The sequence below is a fragment of the Lactobacillus sp. PSON genome, from assembly GCF_052615405.1.
Genome location: NZ_JBQXFW010000005.1, coordinates 129,926 through 145,032, shown reverse-complemented (window position 1 = coordinate 145,032; position 15,107 = coordinate 129,926). Strand labels below are relative to the sequence as shown.

Annotated in this window: 17 protein-coding genes; 13 read left to right on the top strand and 4 right to left on the bottom strand. The window is 32.7% G+C overall.

What is annotated here, in order from left to right; genetic code table 11:
• Positions 1-11: 11 nt before the first annotated feature.
• From ACTHPI_RS04635 to ACTHPI_RS04580, 12 genes are all read left to right on the top strand, one after another.
• On the top strand, positions 12-581 hold the full coding sequence (locus tag ACTHPI_RS04635; protein ID WP_445353010.1) for an NUDIX hydrolase: 570 nt from the start codon (positions 12-14) through the stop codon (positions 579-581).
• Positions 574-900, top strand: a complete 327-nt coding sequence (locus ACTHPI_RS04630; RefSeq protein WP_445353009.1) for a hypothetical protein — start codon at positions 574-576, stop codon at positions 898-900. The genes ACTHPI_RS04635 and ACTHPI_RS04630 overlap by 8 nt, the downstream gene beginning before the upstream one ends.
• Before the next feature lie 17 nt (positions 901-917).
• Entirely contained in the window at positions 918-1,613 is a 696-nt protein-coding gene (locus ACTHPI_RS04625; protein WP_445353008.1) for a 5'-methylthioadenosine/adenosylhomocysteine nucleosidase, read from the top strand.
• A 66-nt stretch (positions 1,614-1,679) separates the two neighbouring features.
• Positions 1,680-2,021: a DUF1831 domain-containing protein gene (locus ACTHPI_RS04620; protein ID WP_445353007.1), complete on the top strand. Its 342-nt coding sequence runs from the start codon at positions 1,680-1,682 to the stop codon at positions 2,019-2,021.
• Positions 2,022-2,025: 4 nt separating this feature from the next.
• Positions 2,026-3,153 carry a tRNA 2-thiouridine(34) synthase MnmA gene (gene mnmA, locus ACTHPI_RS04615; protein ID WP_445353006.1) on the top strand — a complete coding sequence of 376 codons (1,128 nt, stop codon included), beginning with the start codon at positions 2,026-2,028 and terminating at the stop codon, positions 3,151-3,153.
• Positions 3,154-3,261: 108 nt separating this feature from the next.
• Positions 3,262-3,921 carry a histidine phosphatase family protein gene (locus tag ACTHPI_RS04610; RefSeq protein WP_445353005.1) on the top strand — a complete coding sequence of 220 codons (660 nt, stop codon included), beginning with the start codon at positions 3,262-3,264 and terminating at the stop codon, positions 3,919-3,921.
• On the top strand, positions 3,921-4,568 hold the full coding sequence (locus ACTHPI_RS04605) for a tetratricopeptide repeat protein (RefSeq protein ID WP_445353004.1): 648 nt from the start codon (positions 3,921-3,923) through the stop codon (positions 4,566-4,568). The genes ACTHPI_RS04610 and ACTHPI_RS04605 overlap by 1 nt, the downstream gene beginning before the upstream one ends.
• Complete coding sequence (gene recD2 / locus ACTHPI_RS04600; RefSeq protein WP_445353003.1) at positions 4,561-6,891, top strand: SF1B family DNA helicase RecD2; 2,331 nt, start codon at positions 4,561-4,563, stop codon at positions 6,889-6,891. Before ACTHPI_RS04605 ends, recD2 begins: the two co-directional genes overlap by 8 nt.
• 208 nt (positions 6,892-7,099) lie before the next feature.
• Positions 7,100-7,726 (top strand): TetR/AcrR family transcriptional regulator, encoded by a 627-nt coding sequence (locus tag ACTHPI_RS04595; RefSeq protein ID WP_445353002.1) that lies wholly within the window; start codon positions 7,100-7,102, stop codon positions 7,724-7,726.
• A 118-nt stretch (positions 7,727-7,844) separates the two neighbouring features.
• Positions 7,845-8,051 carry a hypothetical protein gene (locus ACTHPI_RS04590; protein ID WP_445353001.1) on the top strand — a complete coding sequence of 69 codons (207 nt, stop codon included), beginning with the start codon at positions 7,845-7,847 and terminating at the stop codon, positions 8,049-8,051.
• Between the two features lie 83 nt (positions 8,052-8,134).
• On the top strand, positions 8,135-8,692 hold the full coding sequence (locus ACTHPI_RS04585; protein WP_445353000.1) for a hypothetical protein: 558 nt from the start codon (positions 8,135-8,137) through the stop codon (positions 8,690-8,692).
• A 12-nt stretch (positions 8,693-8,704) separates the two neighbouring features.
• Entirely contained in the window at positions 8,705-9,082 is a 378-nt protein-coding gene (locus ACTHPI_RS04580; RefSeq protein WP_445352999.1) for a DUF1828 domain-containing protein, read from the top strand.
• Positions 9,083-9,104: 22 nt separating this feature from the next.
• Here ACTHPI_RS04580 and ACTHPI_RS04575 read toward each other — a convergent pair whose 3' ends face one another.
• The 4 genes from ACTHPI_RS04575 to def all read right to left on the bottom strand — a co-directional run bounded on the left by ACTHPI_RS04575 (position 9,105) and on the right by def (position 12,935).
• Complete coding sequence (locus ACTHPI_RS04575) at positions 9,105-10,040, bottom strand: diacylglycerol/lipid kinase family protein (RefSeq protein ID WP_445352998.1); 936 nt, start codon at positions 10,038-10,040, stop codon at positions 9,105-9,107.
• 35 nt (positions 10,041-10,075) lie between these two features.
• Positions 10,076-11,755 carry a ribonuclease J1 gene (gene rnjA, locus ACTHPI_RS04570; RefSeq protein WP_445352997.1) on the bottom strand — a complete coding sequence of 560 codons (1,680 nt, stop codon included), beginning with the start codon at positions 11,753-11,755 and terminating at the stop codon, positions 10,076-10,078.
• Positions 11,756-11,761: 6 nt separating this feature from the next.
• Positions 11,762-11,986, bottom strand: coding sequence for a DNA-dependent RNA polymerase subunit epsilon (locus ACTHPI_RS04565; RefSeq protein ID WP_144355147.1), 225 nt, complete (start codon positions 11,984-11,986; stop codon positions 11,762-11,764).
• A gap of 394 nt (positions 11,987-12,380) precedes the next feature.
• On the bottom strand, positions 12,381-12,935 hold the full coding sequence (gene def / locus ACTHPI_RS04560; RefSeq protein WP_445352996.1) for a peptide deformylase: 555 nt from the start codon (positions 12,933-12,935) through the stop codon (positions 12,381-12,383).
• A 249-nt stretch (positions 12,936-13,184) separates the two neighbouring features.
• Between def and typA the strand changes: the two genes are divergently transcribed.
• Positions 13,185-15,029 (top strand): translational GTPase TypA, encoded by a 1,845-nt coding sequence (typA, locus tag ACTHPI_RS04555; RefSeq protein ID WP_445352995.1) that lies wholly within the window; start codon positions 13,185-13,187, stop codon positions 15,027-15,029.
• Positions 15,030-15,107: the final 78 nt, after the last annotated feature.

Genomic DNA, 15,107 nt, shown 5'->3' with positions numbered 1-15,107 from the left:
AAAGGATCTAAATGGATTTAAAAGAAACTGAAATTTCTTCGAAGCAGATATTTAAGGGCAGAATTGTTGATTTATCTGTTAGAACTATCAAGTTGCCTAATGGTGAAACTGCAACTCGTGAAGTAGTGAAGCATCAACCAGCAGCTGCTGTAATTGCTATTAATCATGAAAATAAAATGCTTCTTGTTAAACAATGGCGTGAACCAATTAAGCAATTAACTTTAGAAATTCCAGCGGGATTGATTGATTCAACTGATGCAAGCCCCTTAGATGCCATGAAGCGAGAGCTGAATGAAGAAGGTGGATATCGAGCAGAGTATTGGGAGAAAATTATAGAATTTTATTCTACCCCTGGCTTTACCGATGAAAAAATGTATCTATTCTATTGTGATACTTTAACTAAGTTAGAAGATAAAAGAGAATTGGATTCTGATGAATTTTTAACTTCTAGTTGGTATAGTTTAGAAGAATTAAAAAAATTAACTGCTGAAGGTAAGATAGTAGACGCTAAAACCCTGTATGCAATATCAGTTTGGGAAAATATGCTTCTTACTGGTAGTACAAAGGAAAATAATGACTGAAAAAAGATCTGATTATCGAAAAAAACAGCGACAATCTCGTGCAAGTATTTTTGATAGAATTAAAAGTGCTTTTATTGATGATCCAGACTCTGATTTTAATCTTAATGATAATGCTAATAAAAAAGAAGAATCGGCAACACCGAAACGTCGAAGTTTAGAAGGTAATGGTAAGGCTGACGAGCCAACTACTAACTTTACTTTTGATAAAAAACAAATTCAAAATGAAAAAGGACTAAAACTCAAAAAAAGATTAAATCAGACGATTGTAGTATTAATTGTTTTAATTATTTTAGTTCTATTAGCATTATTTCATTTATAAAAGAATTGAGGGAAATTATGAAAATTGCAATTATTGTCCCAATGGAAATTGAGGCAGCATATTATCGTGATAATTTCCACTCTGAAACCAAGGAAATGTTCGGCTCAACTGAGTTTGAACATTTTTCTGTTAATGGTAATGATATTTACCTAGGTTTGAGTGGAATTGGAAAAGTTCAAGCTGCAATGAACTTATCTAGTTTGTTAAGTAATGTAGATATTGATTTAATCTTTATGACAGGTTCTGCTGGATCAATGGATAAGAATATTCATAAGGAAGATTTGATTTTACCAACAAGTTTTACTTACCATGATGCTCATAATACTGCAGCTGGAAACTATGTTGAAGGTCAAATTCCACAAGAGCCAGCTGAGTTTAAATTAGATAGTGATGCTCGTGATAAATTCAAGACTTATTTAAAGCAAAAAGGAATTGACTATAAAGAAGGCTTAATAGTCACTGGAGACTCATTTATCGCTTCAGAAAAGCAAAAAGAAGAAATCAAAAAGAACTTTGCAAATGCACTTGGAGTTGAAATGGAAGGAGCTGCTTTTGCGCAAGTTGCTTATCATTTCAATAAACCGTTAATTGCGATGCGCGCAATTAGTGATAATGGTGATGAGAATGCAGATGAAGATTTCGATACTTTTGTAAAAAAAGTTGGAGCAAAAGCTGCTAAATTAATTAGTGAGTATGTTGAAGAAATCAATTAAGTAATTTAAAACAAAAGGGTTGCTTTCAAAAAGAAAGTGGCTTATTATTAGTAAGCGAGGAATACTATGGCAAACAAAGTTGTGATTAATGGTGATAACCGTAAATTTACTTTAAATCCTGATATTAAACTTTATGCTTTGATTGATGCAGGCTTTGTGAAAACTAATAAGGGAAACTATAATTATGAACATCCCTTGTATAACGATTCTCCTTACAATGCACCAACCAAACTTAAAATGACTATTAATAAGGATTTAAATCGTTTAACAATGGTTATTACTGATCGGAATGGTTTGCAAAAGGTAAATATATTTAAGAACAAGCAATTGGCGCCAACTGTTGAGCTTTTAGATTATATTTTAAAAGATCTTGAGGAGCGTAATATTTTGCTTGCAGTAAAGGATTGATTAAATGGTAGACAATAGTAAAATCAGAGTTGTTGTTGGAATGAGTGGCGGAGTTGACTCTAGTGTGTCAGCATTGTTACTTAAACAACAAGGCTATGATGTTGTCGGAGTTTTTATGAAGAATTGGGATGATACCGATGATTCTGGTGTTTGTACCGCCACTGAAGACTACGATGATGTAAAAAAGGTCGCTGATAAAATTGGTATTCCATATTATTCAATTAATTTTGAAAAGGAATACTGGCATCGTGTTTTTGAGTATTTCTTGGATGAATACAAAAAAGGAAGAACTCCAAATCCTGATGTAATGTGCAATAGTGAAATTAAATTCAAGTCTTTCCTTGAATTTGCAATGAATCTTGATGCTGATTATATTGCTATGGGTCACTATGCTAAGACAGTAAAAGATGCTAATGGTGTAACTCACATGATGCGTCCAAAAGATGGTAATAAGGATCAAACTTACTTCTTGAGCCAATTAGATCAAGACCAAATTGATAAAGTAATTTTTCCACTTGCTAATTTAACTAAGCCACAAGTTCGTGAAATTGCAAAGGCAGCTGGACTTGCTACAGCTACTAAGAAGGATTCAACTGGAATTTGCTTTATTGGTGAAAGAAACTTTAAGAAATTCTTGAGTGAGTTTTTACCAGCAAAGTCTGGTAAGATGATAACCCCTACTGGCAAAGTTGTAGGTGAACATGCTGGACTTATGTACTACACTATCGGTCAAAGACAAGGATTAGGACTTGGTTCAACTAAGGAATCAACTGACCCATGGTTTGTAGTAGGTAAGGACTTAAATAAGAATGAATTAATAGTTGAGCAAGGCTATGATAGCAAGCTTTTGTATGCAACTGAATTAAAAGCAAGCGGTATGTCATTCTTTACAGGAGCTCCTGACCATGACGTGGAATTTCATTGCACAGCTAAGTTCCGCTATCGTCAAGCAGATGTTGGTGTAACTGTAAAGTATCATGCTGCTGATAATACCGCTGATGTTTTCTTTGATGAGCCTGCACGTGCAGTTACACCAGGACAAGCCTTAGTTCTTTACAATGGTGAAGAATGCTTAGGCGGAGGAAACATTGATGCAGCTTTCCAAGGCGAAAAGCAATTACAATTAGTTTAACTTATACTGATAAAAAAGAGTTGATTTTTCAACTCTTTTTTCTTTTGCGTTGAAAATGATACACTAAGTGTAATAACTTTTTATATTGTTAACTTAGGGGGTTAAAAAATGCAAATATATTTTGTTCGTCATGGAAAAACTGAATGGAACTTAGAGAGTCGTTTTCAAGGTGGTCATGGTGATTCACCACTTTTAAAACAAAGTTTAGAAGATATAAAAAAGTTGGGAAAACACCTTAAAGGAACACAATTTCGCGGGATTTTTGCTAGTCCTTTGAATCGAGCATTTAATACGGCTCAAGGAATTGATACTGCAATGAACGCTAATTTACCTGTGGTAATTGATGAAAGGTTGAGAGAATTTAATTTGGGAGATATGGAAGGGATGAAGTTCTCAGAAGTTGAAGAAAAGTTCCCTGAACAAATTAATAATTTTTGGCATCATCCAGACTTATATGATCCAACTGAATTGCATGGAGAAGATTATCCCCATGTAATGGCAAGAGGAAAAGATTTTGCTCAAGAAATGGCAAAGAGATTTCCAAATGAAGATGATAAAGTGCTTGCAGTTAGTCATGGCGCAGCCCTTTCTGCAATTATGGGTGGTTTATTGGGATATCCTTTAGCACAAGTGCGTAAGCGTGGAGGCTTAAGTAATACTAGCTTAACTATCTTAGAAACTTTAGATGGAGGCAAAACATTTAAACCAATTGTATGGAATGAAACTGACTTTTTAGGTAGAAAATTATCAGAAACGGACTCATTATAATGGATAGAGAAATTGCAAATTTATATGATGCAGGTAAAGTACAAGACGCGATTCATCAGTTAATTGAAAAAATTGATAAAAATCCGCAAAAAGCAGAAAATTACTTGCAACTTTCAACGTATTTAATGGAGCAAGGAAGTAGCGATCAAGCCGCTAAACTTTTAGAAGAGGCAAAACATTTAGTTAAAAAGCCCCAAGAATTAGATTACAACTTAGCAGTATGCTATTACATGCAAGGAGATTTTGATAAGTCACTAGCTCTTCTTGAAAAAATACCTAATGATGATATGTCTTTATATCAAAAAGCTTTAGTATATTTAAAATTAGGACAAAGTCAAAAAGCCTTGGCTTATGCGATGACTATAAAGAAAATAGATAATCGTACTAAAGAATTATTAGGAGATATTTGGTTAAGCCTTGGTGATGTAAAACAAGCAGAGAAAACATATCGACAGATTACCGAAGAAGAGCGTAATAGCAAGGTTAATTTTTTAATTGGAATTTGTTTATTAGAAAAAAATCGTGATGAAGCAGAAAAATTTTTTACTTTATCGAAAAAACAAGATGCAAAATATTTTGAACAAGCTAAAAATCAATATTCTGCAATCATGAAAATGATAAATGATAAGGAAAATAGAAATGGTTGAGTTTACTGGTAAAGTTAATGGGATTGTTTTTGAAAATAATCAGGATATGTTTAAAATTTTAGATATTGAGATTTTAGGCAAATTAGATGGTTATGATGAACAGGAAATAAAAGTTACGGGTAATTTTGGAGAAATAGATTACTCTAGTAGCTACCGTTTTGAAGGACAGTTAGTAATGCATGAAAAGTTTGGCTTACAATTTCGTGCTACTAGTTATCATCAAGTTATGCCTCATGAGGTAGGAAGTCTAGTTAAATATCTTAGTTCAGATAAATTTCCTGGAATTGGACAAAAAAGCGCTAATACAATTATTGATGAATTAGGGTTAAATGCTCTTGATATTTTAAAAAGTAATCCAGATAAAATAAATACTTTATCATTATCAATTAAACAAAAAGAAAGCCTTCGTGCAGGAGTTACTGCCATGGATTCTTATGCAGAAGTAGCTTTAAAACTTGCACAATATGGAATTAGACGTCCTGTGGCTAATCGTCTTTATCAGATGTATCACGGAGAAGCCATTGAAAAATTGCAAAAAGATCCTTATAATGCAATTTCCGAAGTGCATGGTTATGGATTTAAGTCTGCAGATTTAATTGGAAAAGAATTAGATATTCAAAAAGATGATTCTCGGCGAATTAAAGGTGCAATTTTCCAAATTTTAAGAGATAAATTACAAAATAATGGTGATACTTATGTTGAACTTGAAGAGTTATTAACTGAAGCAGATAAATTATTAAAAATTGATAGTTTTGACGCAATAGCTAATAATATCAATGATTTGCAACATGTTGGTAAAATAGTAGTTGAAAATGAAAAGGCTAGTTTACAAAATATTTTTCAAACTGAACTTGATATTGCTCAGGCAATGAAAGATTTAGTAAATAAAAGAAATGGTAATGAAGTTTATTCTGATAAAGACATTCAAACAGCAATAAAAGAAGCTGAAAGAGAATTAAAGATTAAGTATGATGATACTCAAAAAGCAGCCATAAAAAATGCTTTAAATAATCCAATTTCAATTTTAACAGGAGGTCCAGGTACCGGGAAAACAACTATTATTAATGGAATTTTAATTGCTTTAAGAAAATTGGCAAATATTCCAGCAGCAGCTCTTTATAGTGATGATCCGCCATTTTTGCTTGCTGCTCCAACTGGTCGAGCTGCTAAACGAATGGGAGAAATTACGGGAATTGCAGCTAAAACCATTCATAGAATGCTTGGAATTGGAATTGGCAATAATGAAGATGAAGAGCTTAATGAATTAAATGGAGAAATACTAATTATTGATGAAATGTCAATGGTTGATATGTTTTTGTTTAAAAAGCTTATCTCAAGTATCAATGATACTGCAAGAATTGTATTTGTAGGGGATAAAGATCAACTGCCCTCAGTAGGAGCTGGAAATGTCTTTAGCGATTTAATTAAGTCTGAGGCACTTCCAACAACTATTTTGACGCAAATTCATCGTCAAGGTGATGATTCAACTATAATTACTTTGGCTCACAGTGTTAATGAAGGCGATAATCAGGAAGAAATTTTTAAAAAGACAAAAAATTATTCTTTTATTCCTTGTCGACCAGATTTAGTAGGAGATGCCGTTGGTCAAATTGTTGAGATGGCTATTAAAAAGGGCTTTGCAAAAGATGATATTCAAGTATTAAGTGCAATGTATAACGGCAATGGTGGTGTAAATAATTTAAATGATATTATTCAAGAAATTATGAATCCTGCCCAAAATCATTCTAAAAAAATAGTAGCCCATAACGAAGTTTTTAGAATTGGTGATAGAGTTTTACAATTACAAAATAATCCAGAAAAGGATATTTATAATGGTCAAATTGGAAAAGTTATAGGGATTGATGAAGAAAACTCTAAACAATGTGTAATTGCTAATTTTGATGAACGAGAAGTGAGTTTTTCAAAGAAAGATTTAAATGATTTAACTAGAGCGTATGCAATCACAATTCATAAATCACAAGGTTCAGAATTTCCTTTAGTGGTTTTAAATTTAACTATGCAAAATTATGTTATGCTCAAAAGAAATTTGCTTTATACAGCTATTACGCGTGCTGAAAAAAATTTAGTGTTAATAGGAGATCCACGAGCTTATCAAGCGGCATTGAATACTCCTGGCAATGATAGAAAGACTGACTTAACTGAAAAATTACGTCAAGTTTTAAAGATTTCAATAAATAAACCATCTTTTGAAAATAATCAAAAAATTGAATCATCTAACCATATCTTGACTCCTGAATTAATTTATTCAGGTCAAATTGACCCCATGATTGGGATGAAAGGTGTAGAATTAAAAAGTAGATAAAGTATCCTCATATATTAAATTGATTAAAAATTAATTTTATAAAGCATAAGCTTATTCGAGTCTCTTTTTCAAATTTTACTTTCAAATAGTAAACATAGATTTTATTATTGGCGATACATAGGAAGTATCTCAAAATCGCTGTTATATAAATATACTACTATGTTAACATGGGAGGTATTTAGAGGTAAGAAAAGGTGGACTGGTTGTAGTGGATATTCGGGTAATTAATACGAAAAATCGAATTCAACAAGGCTTGCTAAAATGTATGGAAGAAAAACCCTTTCGTGAAATCTATAGTCGAGATGTTATTAAAAAGGCAGAAATTAGTTCACGCACTTTTTATCATTATTATTCAAATAAAAATGAAGTTTTGAATGATACAGAAAATGAATTAGTTTCTGGACTTAAAAAGGCTATGAAAGAAGACAGAGCAGGTGTAAAAAGGCTGAGTCATCTTGCTACAAATGAAGAAGTAATTCGTGATTTTGAAAATAATTTTAAGGCTACTATTGACTTTTGTATTGTAAATAAATCAATGGTATTAACGCTTTTATCTGAAAATGGTGATATTGGCTTCTTGCAAAAAATATATAAAACTACAGAATATGAAGTTTTGACCAGAATTAAGTTGATTTATGGTTCGGATAAGAAGATTAAACAAAATCATAATTTTCTATTTAATATTGCATTAAAGAACTATGTAAATTCTATTATCAATGTTATTACTCATCTTCTTCAATATGATGATAAGCTATCTCCACATCAAATTCGCCATATTGTGGGTAAAGTTGAAGTGAATTCACCAGTTCAGTTTATACATGATCAATTTGAATAATAAAAAGTACGATGAAAAACATCGTGCTTTTTTAGTAAATATGAGTCATATTTGTTTTATTATTTGAAAAATTGAGATACAATATCAACAACTAGTAATAAAGAAAGGTAAAATAATAATGAACGAAGATCCTTATCCGAATGATAATTCAATTAATAAAGCCATTGAAGTTTTGACTTATGGCGATTTAGAAAGAATAAGTAATTTAACTTATATCGCACAAGATTCTTTAGAAATGTACGCTCGGAATCTTGATATGGCTTACACAATCAATGAACCAACTTTAGAAAAATTAAGTGAGGCTCATGATGTAATTTTCGGATAATTTTTAAGAGGATGACGTTTCGCAAAAAATGTCATTCTTTTTTGTTTTGAAAATAAATTGTTCTTAGAAAGGAAAGTTAGTTTATGGAATATTCATGCAATACCAGAAATAAGTATATAATTATTGCACCAAATTCGATTTTAACAGGTACTAAAAATAGCGTTGAAGCACTTCTTAATGAATTATCAGCTTATACTAAAAAAGATAAGATAAATATAAAACAAAATCTTGCAAATGTAGAAATTGGAAATCTGAAAGACTTTGAAAAGTTTCTTAGGACTTTTGATTATCAATTAGCTGATGATGTAAATGAATTTAATCTTGACTTAGTTAAAACTCAAGCACAAGTTATCACTCATAAAGCACAGTTATCTGAGATTCTTAAAATACAGCAACAATTTGAGCAGAAATTTATTAGTATTTTACAGAATAATGCAGATTTAAAATCAATTATTCAAAGCTATTTTAAATTATTAATTAAGCAACTCTCAATAAGTCCTTCATCAATTAATATTAGAGTTGGAAGACAGTTTAAAAAATTGCGGCAAAATTTAATTATTAATAATTGGAATGAAATTACACAAAATTTTGATACAATTAATAGTATTATCAATGAAAATCGTCAAAAATTATTTGATTAAAGGAGTATTTTAATGAATGATACACAAAAGTATATTAAACAAGGAATTGCAGATTGGATTTCTAAAAATACAGAGTTAGTTGCAGTTGATAAAGATACGATTGAAGTTGCAACTACTCAAATTGATGCTTATGGCGATACTGTATACTGTTTTGTAATTGATAAAGGCAACTATTATGAGGTTAGTGATGATAGCCACATTTTGTTTAAGCTTGATCCCGGACAAACTGATACTGACTTATATCGCACGGCTACTCAGATTGCTTTAGGTGCTGGATTTGAATTTGATGAAGAAAATTGTGAAATTTTTGTTGAAGTTGATAAAGAAAACTTAGCTCAAGCAATTATTAGACTAGCTCAATTGCAAGTGGCAATCTCATATTTAGGATAAATAAAAAAGCCATAATTGGCTTTCATCGAATAATATTAAAATGGTCTATCTGGAAAGTAATCTGGAATGACTGTTTTTTTGTATCTTCACCGTCTATCTGGCCATATTCAGGATTGTAAGTTGTTATATGAATTTTTTTAGCTTCAATATTATGAAAATGGGGATCATTTATGTGAGATCTATCTTTTAATAGATGAATGAAGAGAATGATGAACTTTCTAAGAGAAGGTTTTTCAACAACTACAGCATTTAAAGTATGATTATGAATATTGGCTGAAGGCAATATTGGTATACCTCCGCCAAAGTAGGGATGATTAGTAGTAGTGACAAAGTAAGTATTATTAAATTGGTGCTTTTTAGAAGAAGTTTGAATACTTATTTTAAAGTTGTCTTGATTATGTAAAGCGCTGATAAGGTATGAAACATATACTAATTTTCCTAAACCAATTTTGTTAAATATTTTTTTAAAAGGACTACCATTGCTTTTATGAACTATATAAGCATCAAAACCAATTCCAAAATTATTTACAAAATATTGCCAATTATTATGATTGGTAGTAAATTTTCCGCAATCTACTAGTTCTATTTTAGGATGAGTAGATAAGTGATTTATTACTTTTTGAGGATTAGAGGATAACTTAGCGGCTCGTGCAAAGTCATTTCCAGTCCCAGCTGGAATGTAAGCAATAGGAGTATTAGAATTATGAGAATTCTTTATACCATTTAAAACTTGGTTAAATGATCCATCTCCGCCTATTACTAATAAGTATTCTTGTTCAGAGTGATGCTCATTGGCGTAATTTTTTGCTAATGGAATTAATTCTCCCGGATAGGTACTTGCCATGACAGTATAGGAGATATTTTTTATCTTTAAAATATTGATAGTTTCATTTAGGACGATTTTTGCATTGCCATTTCCAGCAATTTTGTTAACTAATATTGTGATTTTAATACTCATATGTTCAAAATAAAAAGCCCATAAAGGGCTTTTTTCTATTTCTTTTCAATAATCATTGGTAAAATCATTGGTCGTCTTTCAGTCTTGGAATAGAGGAAATCTGAAAGATTTTCAACTATTGCTTTTCGAATGTCGCTGTCCTTAGGTCGATCAGATTTAGCCATTTCATTTCTGAGAACGTGATATACGTGTTTTTGAGCTTGGCTAATTAAATCTGTAGATTCTCGCATGTAAACAAAACCTCTACTTAAAATATCAGGACCTGCTAAAACACGCTTATGCTTGTAATCGACAGTAGCTACAGCAACGACTAATCCTTCTTCAGAAAGGATTTGACGGTCATGTACAACTACATTACCAACATCGGCCGTTCCTGAAGTATCTACATAAATGTCTCCAGCTGGAACGTGACCAGCAATTCTTGAGCCTTCAGGACTAAAGCAAACAACTTCACCATTACTTAAGACAAAGGTATTTTCTTTAGGAACACCAGCTTCTTGAGCAAGCTGGGTATGAACAACCTGCATTCTATATTCACCGTGAACTGGGATCATATATTTTGGCTTAACTAAACGTACCATCATCTTTAATTCTTCTTGACCACCATGTCCTGAAGTGTGAACATTGTTTACACGACCATGAATTACATTAGCTCCACCTTCCATTAATTTATTAATAAGGTGGTTAACACTTAATGTATTACCTGGAATTGGATTAGATGAAAAGATAACTGTATCATTTGGTTGCAAGCTTATTTGACGGTGAGTACCATTTGCAATTCTAGAAAGAGCAGCAAGTGGTTCTCCTTGAGAACCGGTACAGAGAATCATTGCTTTTTCAGGTGGAGTATGATTAATTTCATCTGCATCAACGATTAAACCATCAGGAATATCTAAATATCCTAAATCAATACCATTTTGCACACCATTTTCCATACTTCTACCAAAAATAGCAACTTTACGGCCAGTATCCATTGCTGCCTTAAGAGCAGTAGATACACGATAAAGGTTTGAAGCAAAAGTTGCAAAGATAATTCTGCCATCAATTCCAGTAATCATATCATGAATTGACTTAGCAACAAATCTTTCAGATTTGGTGAATTGTGAAACTTCTGCATTAGTTGAATCAGAAAGAAGGGCTAGAACACCTTCTTTACCAATTTGTGCCATTTTTTGAAAATCAGGCGCAGGTTGATTCATAACTGGAGTTAAATCAAATTTAAAGTCTCCAGTAAAAATCACAGCACCTAATGGAGTATGTACAGAAATTCCTAGCGTATCAGGGATAGAGTGTGTTGTTCTGAAGAAGCTAACAGTTAATTTATTAAACTTTAAAACTGTATCTTCATGTTCTTCATGTAATTCCGTTGTTTTCAAAAGTCCATGTTCATCAAGTTTTCCTCTGATAAGAGAAAGAGCAAATGGTGTTGCATAAACTGGGATTTCTGGAATCTTTTCTAGTAAGAACGGAATACCGCCGATATGATCTTCATGACCATGACTGACTACTAAAGCCTTGATTTTTTTGCGATTTTTAATCAGGTAAGAATAGTCTGAAATGACATAGTTGATACCTAAAAGATCATCCTCAGGGAACTTAATACCGCAATCCATGATGATAATTTCATCTTGGTATTGTACACAGTACATATTTTTACCGATTTCGTGTAAACCCCCGATTGCGAAAACGGCTACTTCATTATTTTTGATTCGCACTCTTTATTACTTCTTATCCTCGAACGTCGTTAATTTAAAATCAGCGTGTTCTTTTTCGTATTTTAAAGAGTTACCAGTCAATTCTTGGATGAGTTCAATGTTGTAGGGGGTATTGTCCTCAACCAATTCTCTAGCTTGAACATAGTTGTCAGCTTCCATGTAAAGAGTTTGAGTAGTTTCTCTACGTGGGTTAACAATCTTGTCCTTTTGATACAAAACTTTGTAGATCATATTTGTATTCTCCTTTATTATTCAATTGTTAAAAACGTTCTCATAAGTGAATATTGAAAAATATTCAACAGCTAATAAAAATTTTATCATATTTATAATGTCAAGTATAGCCTAATGATTATTGGAAAAATAAATTTTAATATAACTTTTAAAAATAAAATCACTAATTCCATTGACTTAAAATAACATTAGCGCTACTATAAACATGTAGTAAATGGAATTTAAAAATCATTTGCTTATAAGAAGTCTCTTCAATCTTCTTAATTCCCAATTTTATAGGCTGTCGGCTTAGTCACCCGGCAGTCTTTTTTTATCTTTAATTATAAAATAAAAAAGAAAGGTAGGTTCTTACCCTTCTTTTTTATAACATAATTGTACTATTAAAATAACATAACTAAGAAATGACAATAGTGTCATCTTCCAAAGAAAATGGATTTTCTTTGTTGATACGGTCATAGAAAAGGTGACCATGTAAGTGATCAATTTCATGTGAAGCAACAATTGCAGGATAATCTTTCAAACGAATCGTTTTTTCTTCACCATCAACAGTAAAGTAATGAATAGTCAATTTATCAGGGCGAGGAACATAACCATTAATTACTTTATCAACACTTAAGCAGCCTTCGCCTTCACTTAAACAAACTTGACGAACAGATTCTGATAAAATTTCAGGATTTACAAAAGTTTCTTTGAAAAGAATATTACCTTCATCATCTGGTACAAGAAGTGCTGCCATTTGAACACCTTCGCCAACTTGAGGAGCTGCTAAACCAACCCCAGCACGCAATTGGTGTTTTTCAGCAATTTTTGGATCTTGTGAGTTGATAAGGTATTCCATCATATCTTCAGCAAGTTGCTTGTAATGATCGCTCAATGGAAAAGTGAGTGGCTTTGCTACATTACGCAATACGGGATTTCCGTCGCGTGTAATATCTTTCATTAAAATCAATTTTAATTTCTCCTTTTAAAAAAGTCTTTATATTATTTGTACCATAACTTGATAAATCTTGCCTATTTTTTGAGTACAAATTTAAATAAAAAGTTAAGTTCCGCTAAATCGTTGACCCATAATGACTTAGGTGGTAAAATTTATGAACGAAATTAACTAATAGAAAACACTTCGATTCGCGCCTTTCGCGCCACCGAAACTGTGACAGGGTCACAGTTTTTTTATTGAGGAGTGGGGAGGAAATTACTTTTGTCAGATAAAAGAAGAGAAGACGTAAGAAACATTGCAATCATTGCCCACGTTGACCATGGTAAGACTACTTTGGTTAACCAATTGCTTAAGCAATCAGATACTTTACCAGAACACATGAACTTGGAAGATCGTGCAATGGACTCAAACGCCATTGAACGTGAACGTGGTATTACTATTTTGTCAAAGAATACTGCTGTTAAGTATGGTGATACAACTATCAACATCTTGGATACTCCAGGACACGCAGACTTTGGTGGTGAAGTTGAACGTATCATGCACATGGTTGACGGTGCGCTTTTACTTGTTGATGCTTATGAAGGTACAATGCCACAAACTCGTTTTGTTTTAAAGAAGGCATTAGAAGCTGGTGTTAAGCCGGTTGTTGTTATTAACAAGATTGACCGCCCAGGTGCTCGTCCTAAGGAAGTTTTGGATGAAGTTCTTGAATTGTTTATTGAACTTGGTGCCAATGATGAACAACTTGACTTCCCAGTTGTTTATGCATCTGCATTGAATGGTACTTCTTCATATGAACCAGATCCAAGCACTCAAAAGGAAACTATGGATCCAATTTTTGATACTATTGTTAAAAATATTCCAGCACCACTTGATAACGTTGATGAACCATTACAATTCCAAATCACTATGCTTGATTGGGATGATTATGTAGGTCGTATTGGTGTCGGTAGAATTTACCGTGGTCAAGTTAAAGTTGGTGACAACATCACTGTTATGAAGCGTGATGGTTCAACTCAAAACTTCCGTGTAACTAAGTTGTTTGGTTACTTTGGTTTGAAGCGTAATGAAATTAAGGAAGCTAAAGCTGGTGACATCGTTGCTATTAGTGGTATTGATGACATTTACGTAGGTGAAACTATTGCTTCTGCAGAACAGCCTGAAGCTTTGCCACTTCTTAAGATTGATCCACCTACTCTTCAAATGGACTTCGTTGCAAACGATTCACCATTTGCAGGTCGTGAAGGTGATCAAGTAACTCCTAAGAAGCTTGAAGATCGTTTGATTCGTCAAACTCGTACTGACGTTTCACTTAAGGTTGAACCAACTGATCAATTGAATGCATGGACTGTTTCTGGTCGTGGTGAACTTCACTTATCAATTTTGGTAGAAGAATTGCGTCGTGAAGGCTTTGAATTACAACTTTCTCGTCCAAAGGTTATCTACCGTGAAATTGATGGTACTATGTGTGAACCATACGAAGCTGTTCAAGTTGATACTCCAGATGAATATGTGGGTTCTGTAATTGATTCACTTTCACAAAGAAAAGGTGAAATGAAGAACATGGAATCTACTGGAAACGGCCAAACTCGTCTTGAATTCTTAGTACCTTCACGTGGTCTTATCGGTTACAACAATGAATTTATGTCACAAACCGGTGGTTACGGTATTATGAACCATACTTTTGATTCATACAAGCCTGTAGTTAAGAACTGGGAACCAGGACGTAGAAACGGTGCTTTGGTTTCAATTAACCAAGGTCAATCAACAACTTACTCACTTCAATCAGTTGAACAACGTGGTGTATTGTTCATTGGTGCAGGTGTTGAAGTTTACGAAGGTATGATTGTTGGTCAATCAAGTCGTGAACGTGATATTGCTGTTAACGTAACTAAGGGTAAGAACTTGACTAACACTCGTGCTTCTGGTAAGGACCACGCAGCTGCAATCAAGACTCCTAAGAAGATGACTTTAGAAGAAGCTATTGAATTTTTAAACGATGATGAATACTGTGAAGTAACACCTGAAAGCATTCGTCTTCGTAAGAAGATTTTAAACACTTCAGAACGTCAAAAGTTTGACAAGAAGCGTAACCGTAATAATTAATGAATTATAAAAAGGGTCGTCACTCAATAGAAGTGGCGACCTTTTTGTTTTATAATAAAAATTATTATATTTGAAAAT

Excerpts from the sequence above, each read along its gene's own strand:
- ACTHPI_RS04635 (WP_445353010.1), top strand. The coding sequence starts at position 12 with ATGGATTTAAAAGAAACTGAAATTTCTTCGAAGCAGATATTTAAGGGC.
- ACTHPI_RS04630 (WP_445353009.1), top strand. The coding sequence starts at position 574 with ATGACTGAAAAAAGATCTGATTATCGAAAAAAACAGCGACAATCTCGT.
- ACTHPI_RS04625 (WP_445353008.1), top strand. The coding sequence starts at position 918 with ATGAAAATTGCAATTATTGTCCCAATGGAAATTGAGGCAGCATATTAT.
- ACTHPI_RS04620 (WP_445353007.1), top strand. The coding sequence starts at position 1,680 with ATGGCAAACAAAGTTGTGATTAATGGTGATAACCGTAAATTTACTTTA.
- mnmA (WP_445353006.1), top strand. The coding sequence starts at position 2,026 with ATGGTAGACAATAGTAAAATCAGAGTTGTTGTTGGAATGAGTGGCGGA.
- ACTHPI_RS04610 (WP_445353005.1), top strand. The coding sequence starts at position 3,262 with ATGCAAATATATTTTGTTCGTCATGGAAAAACTGAATGGAACTTAGAG.
- ACTHPI_RS04605 (WP_445353004.1), top strand. The coding sequence starts at position 3,921 with ATGGATAGAGAAATTGCAAATTTATATGATGCAGGTAAAGTACAAGAC.
- recD2 (WP_445353003.1), top strand. The coding sequence starts at position 4,561 with ATGGTTGAGTTTACTGGTAAAGTTAATGGGATTGTTTTTGAAAATAAT.
- ACTHPI_RS04590 (WP_445353001.1), top strand. The coding sequence starts at position 7,845 with ATGAACGAAGATCCTTATCCGAATGATAATTCAATTAATAAAGCCATT.
- ACTHPI_RS04585 (WP_445353000.1), top strand. The coding sequence starts at position 8,135 with ATGGAATATTCATGCAATACCAGAAATAAGTATATAATTATTGCACCA.
- ACTHPI_RS04580 (WP_445352999.1), top strand. The coding sequence starts at position 8,705 with ATGAATGATACACAAAAGTATATTAAACAAGGAATTGCAGATTGGATT.
- ACTHPI_RS04575 (WP_445352998.1), bottom strand. The coding sequence starts at position 10,040 with ATGAGTATTAAAATCACAATATTAGTTAACAAAATTGCTGGAAATGGC.
- ACTHPI_RS04565 (WP_144355147.1), bottom strand. The coding sequence starts at position 11,986 with ATGATCTACAAAGTTTTGTATCAAAAGGACAAGATTGTTAACCCACGT.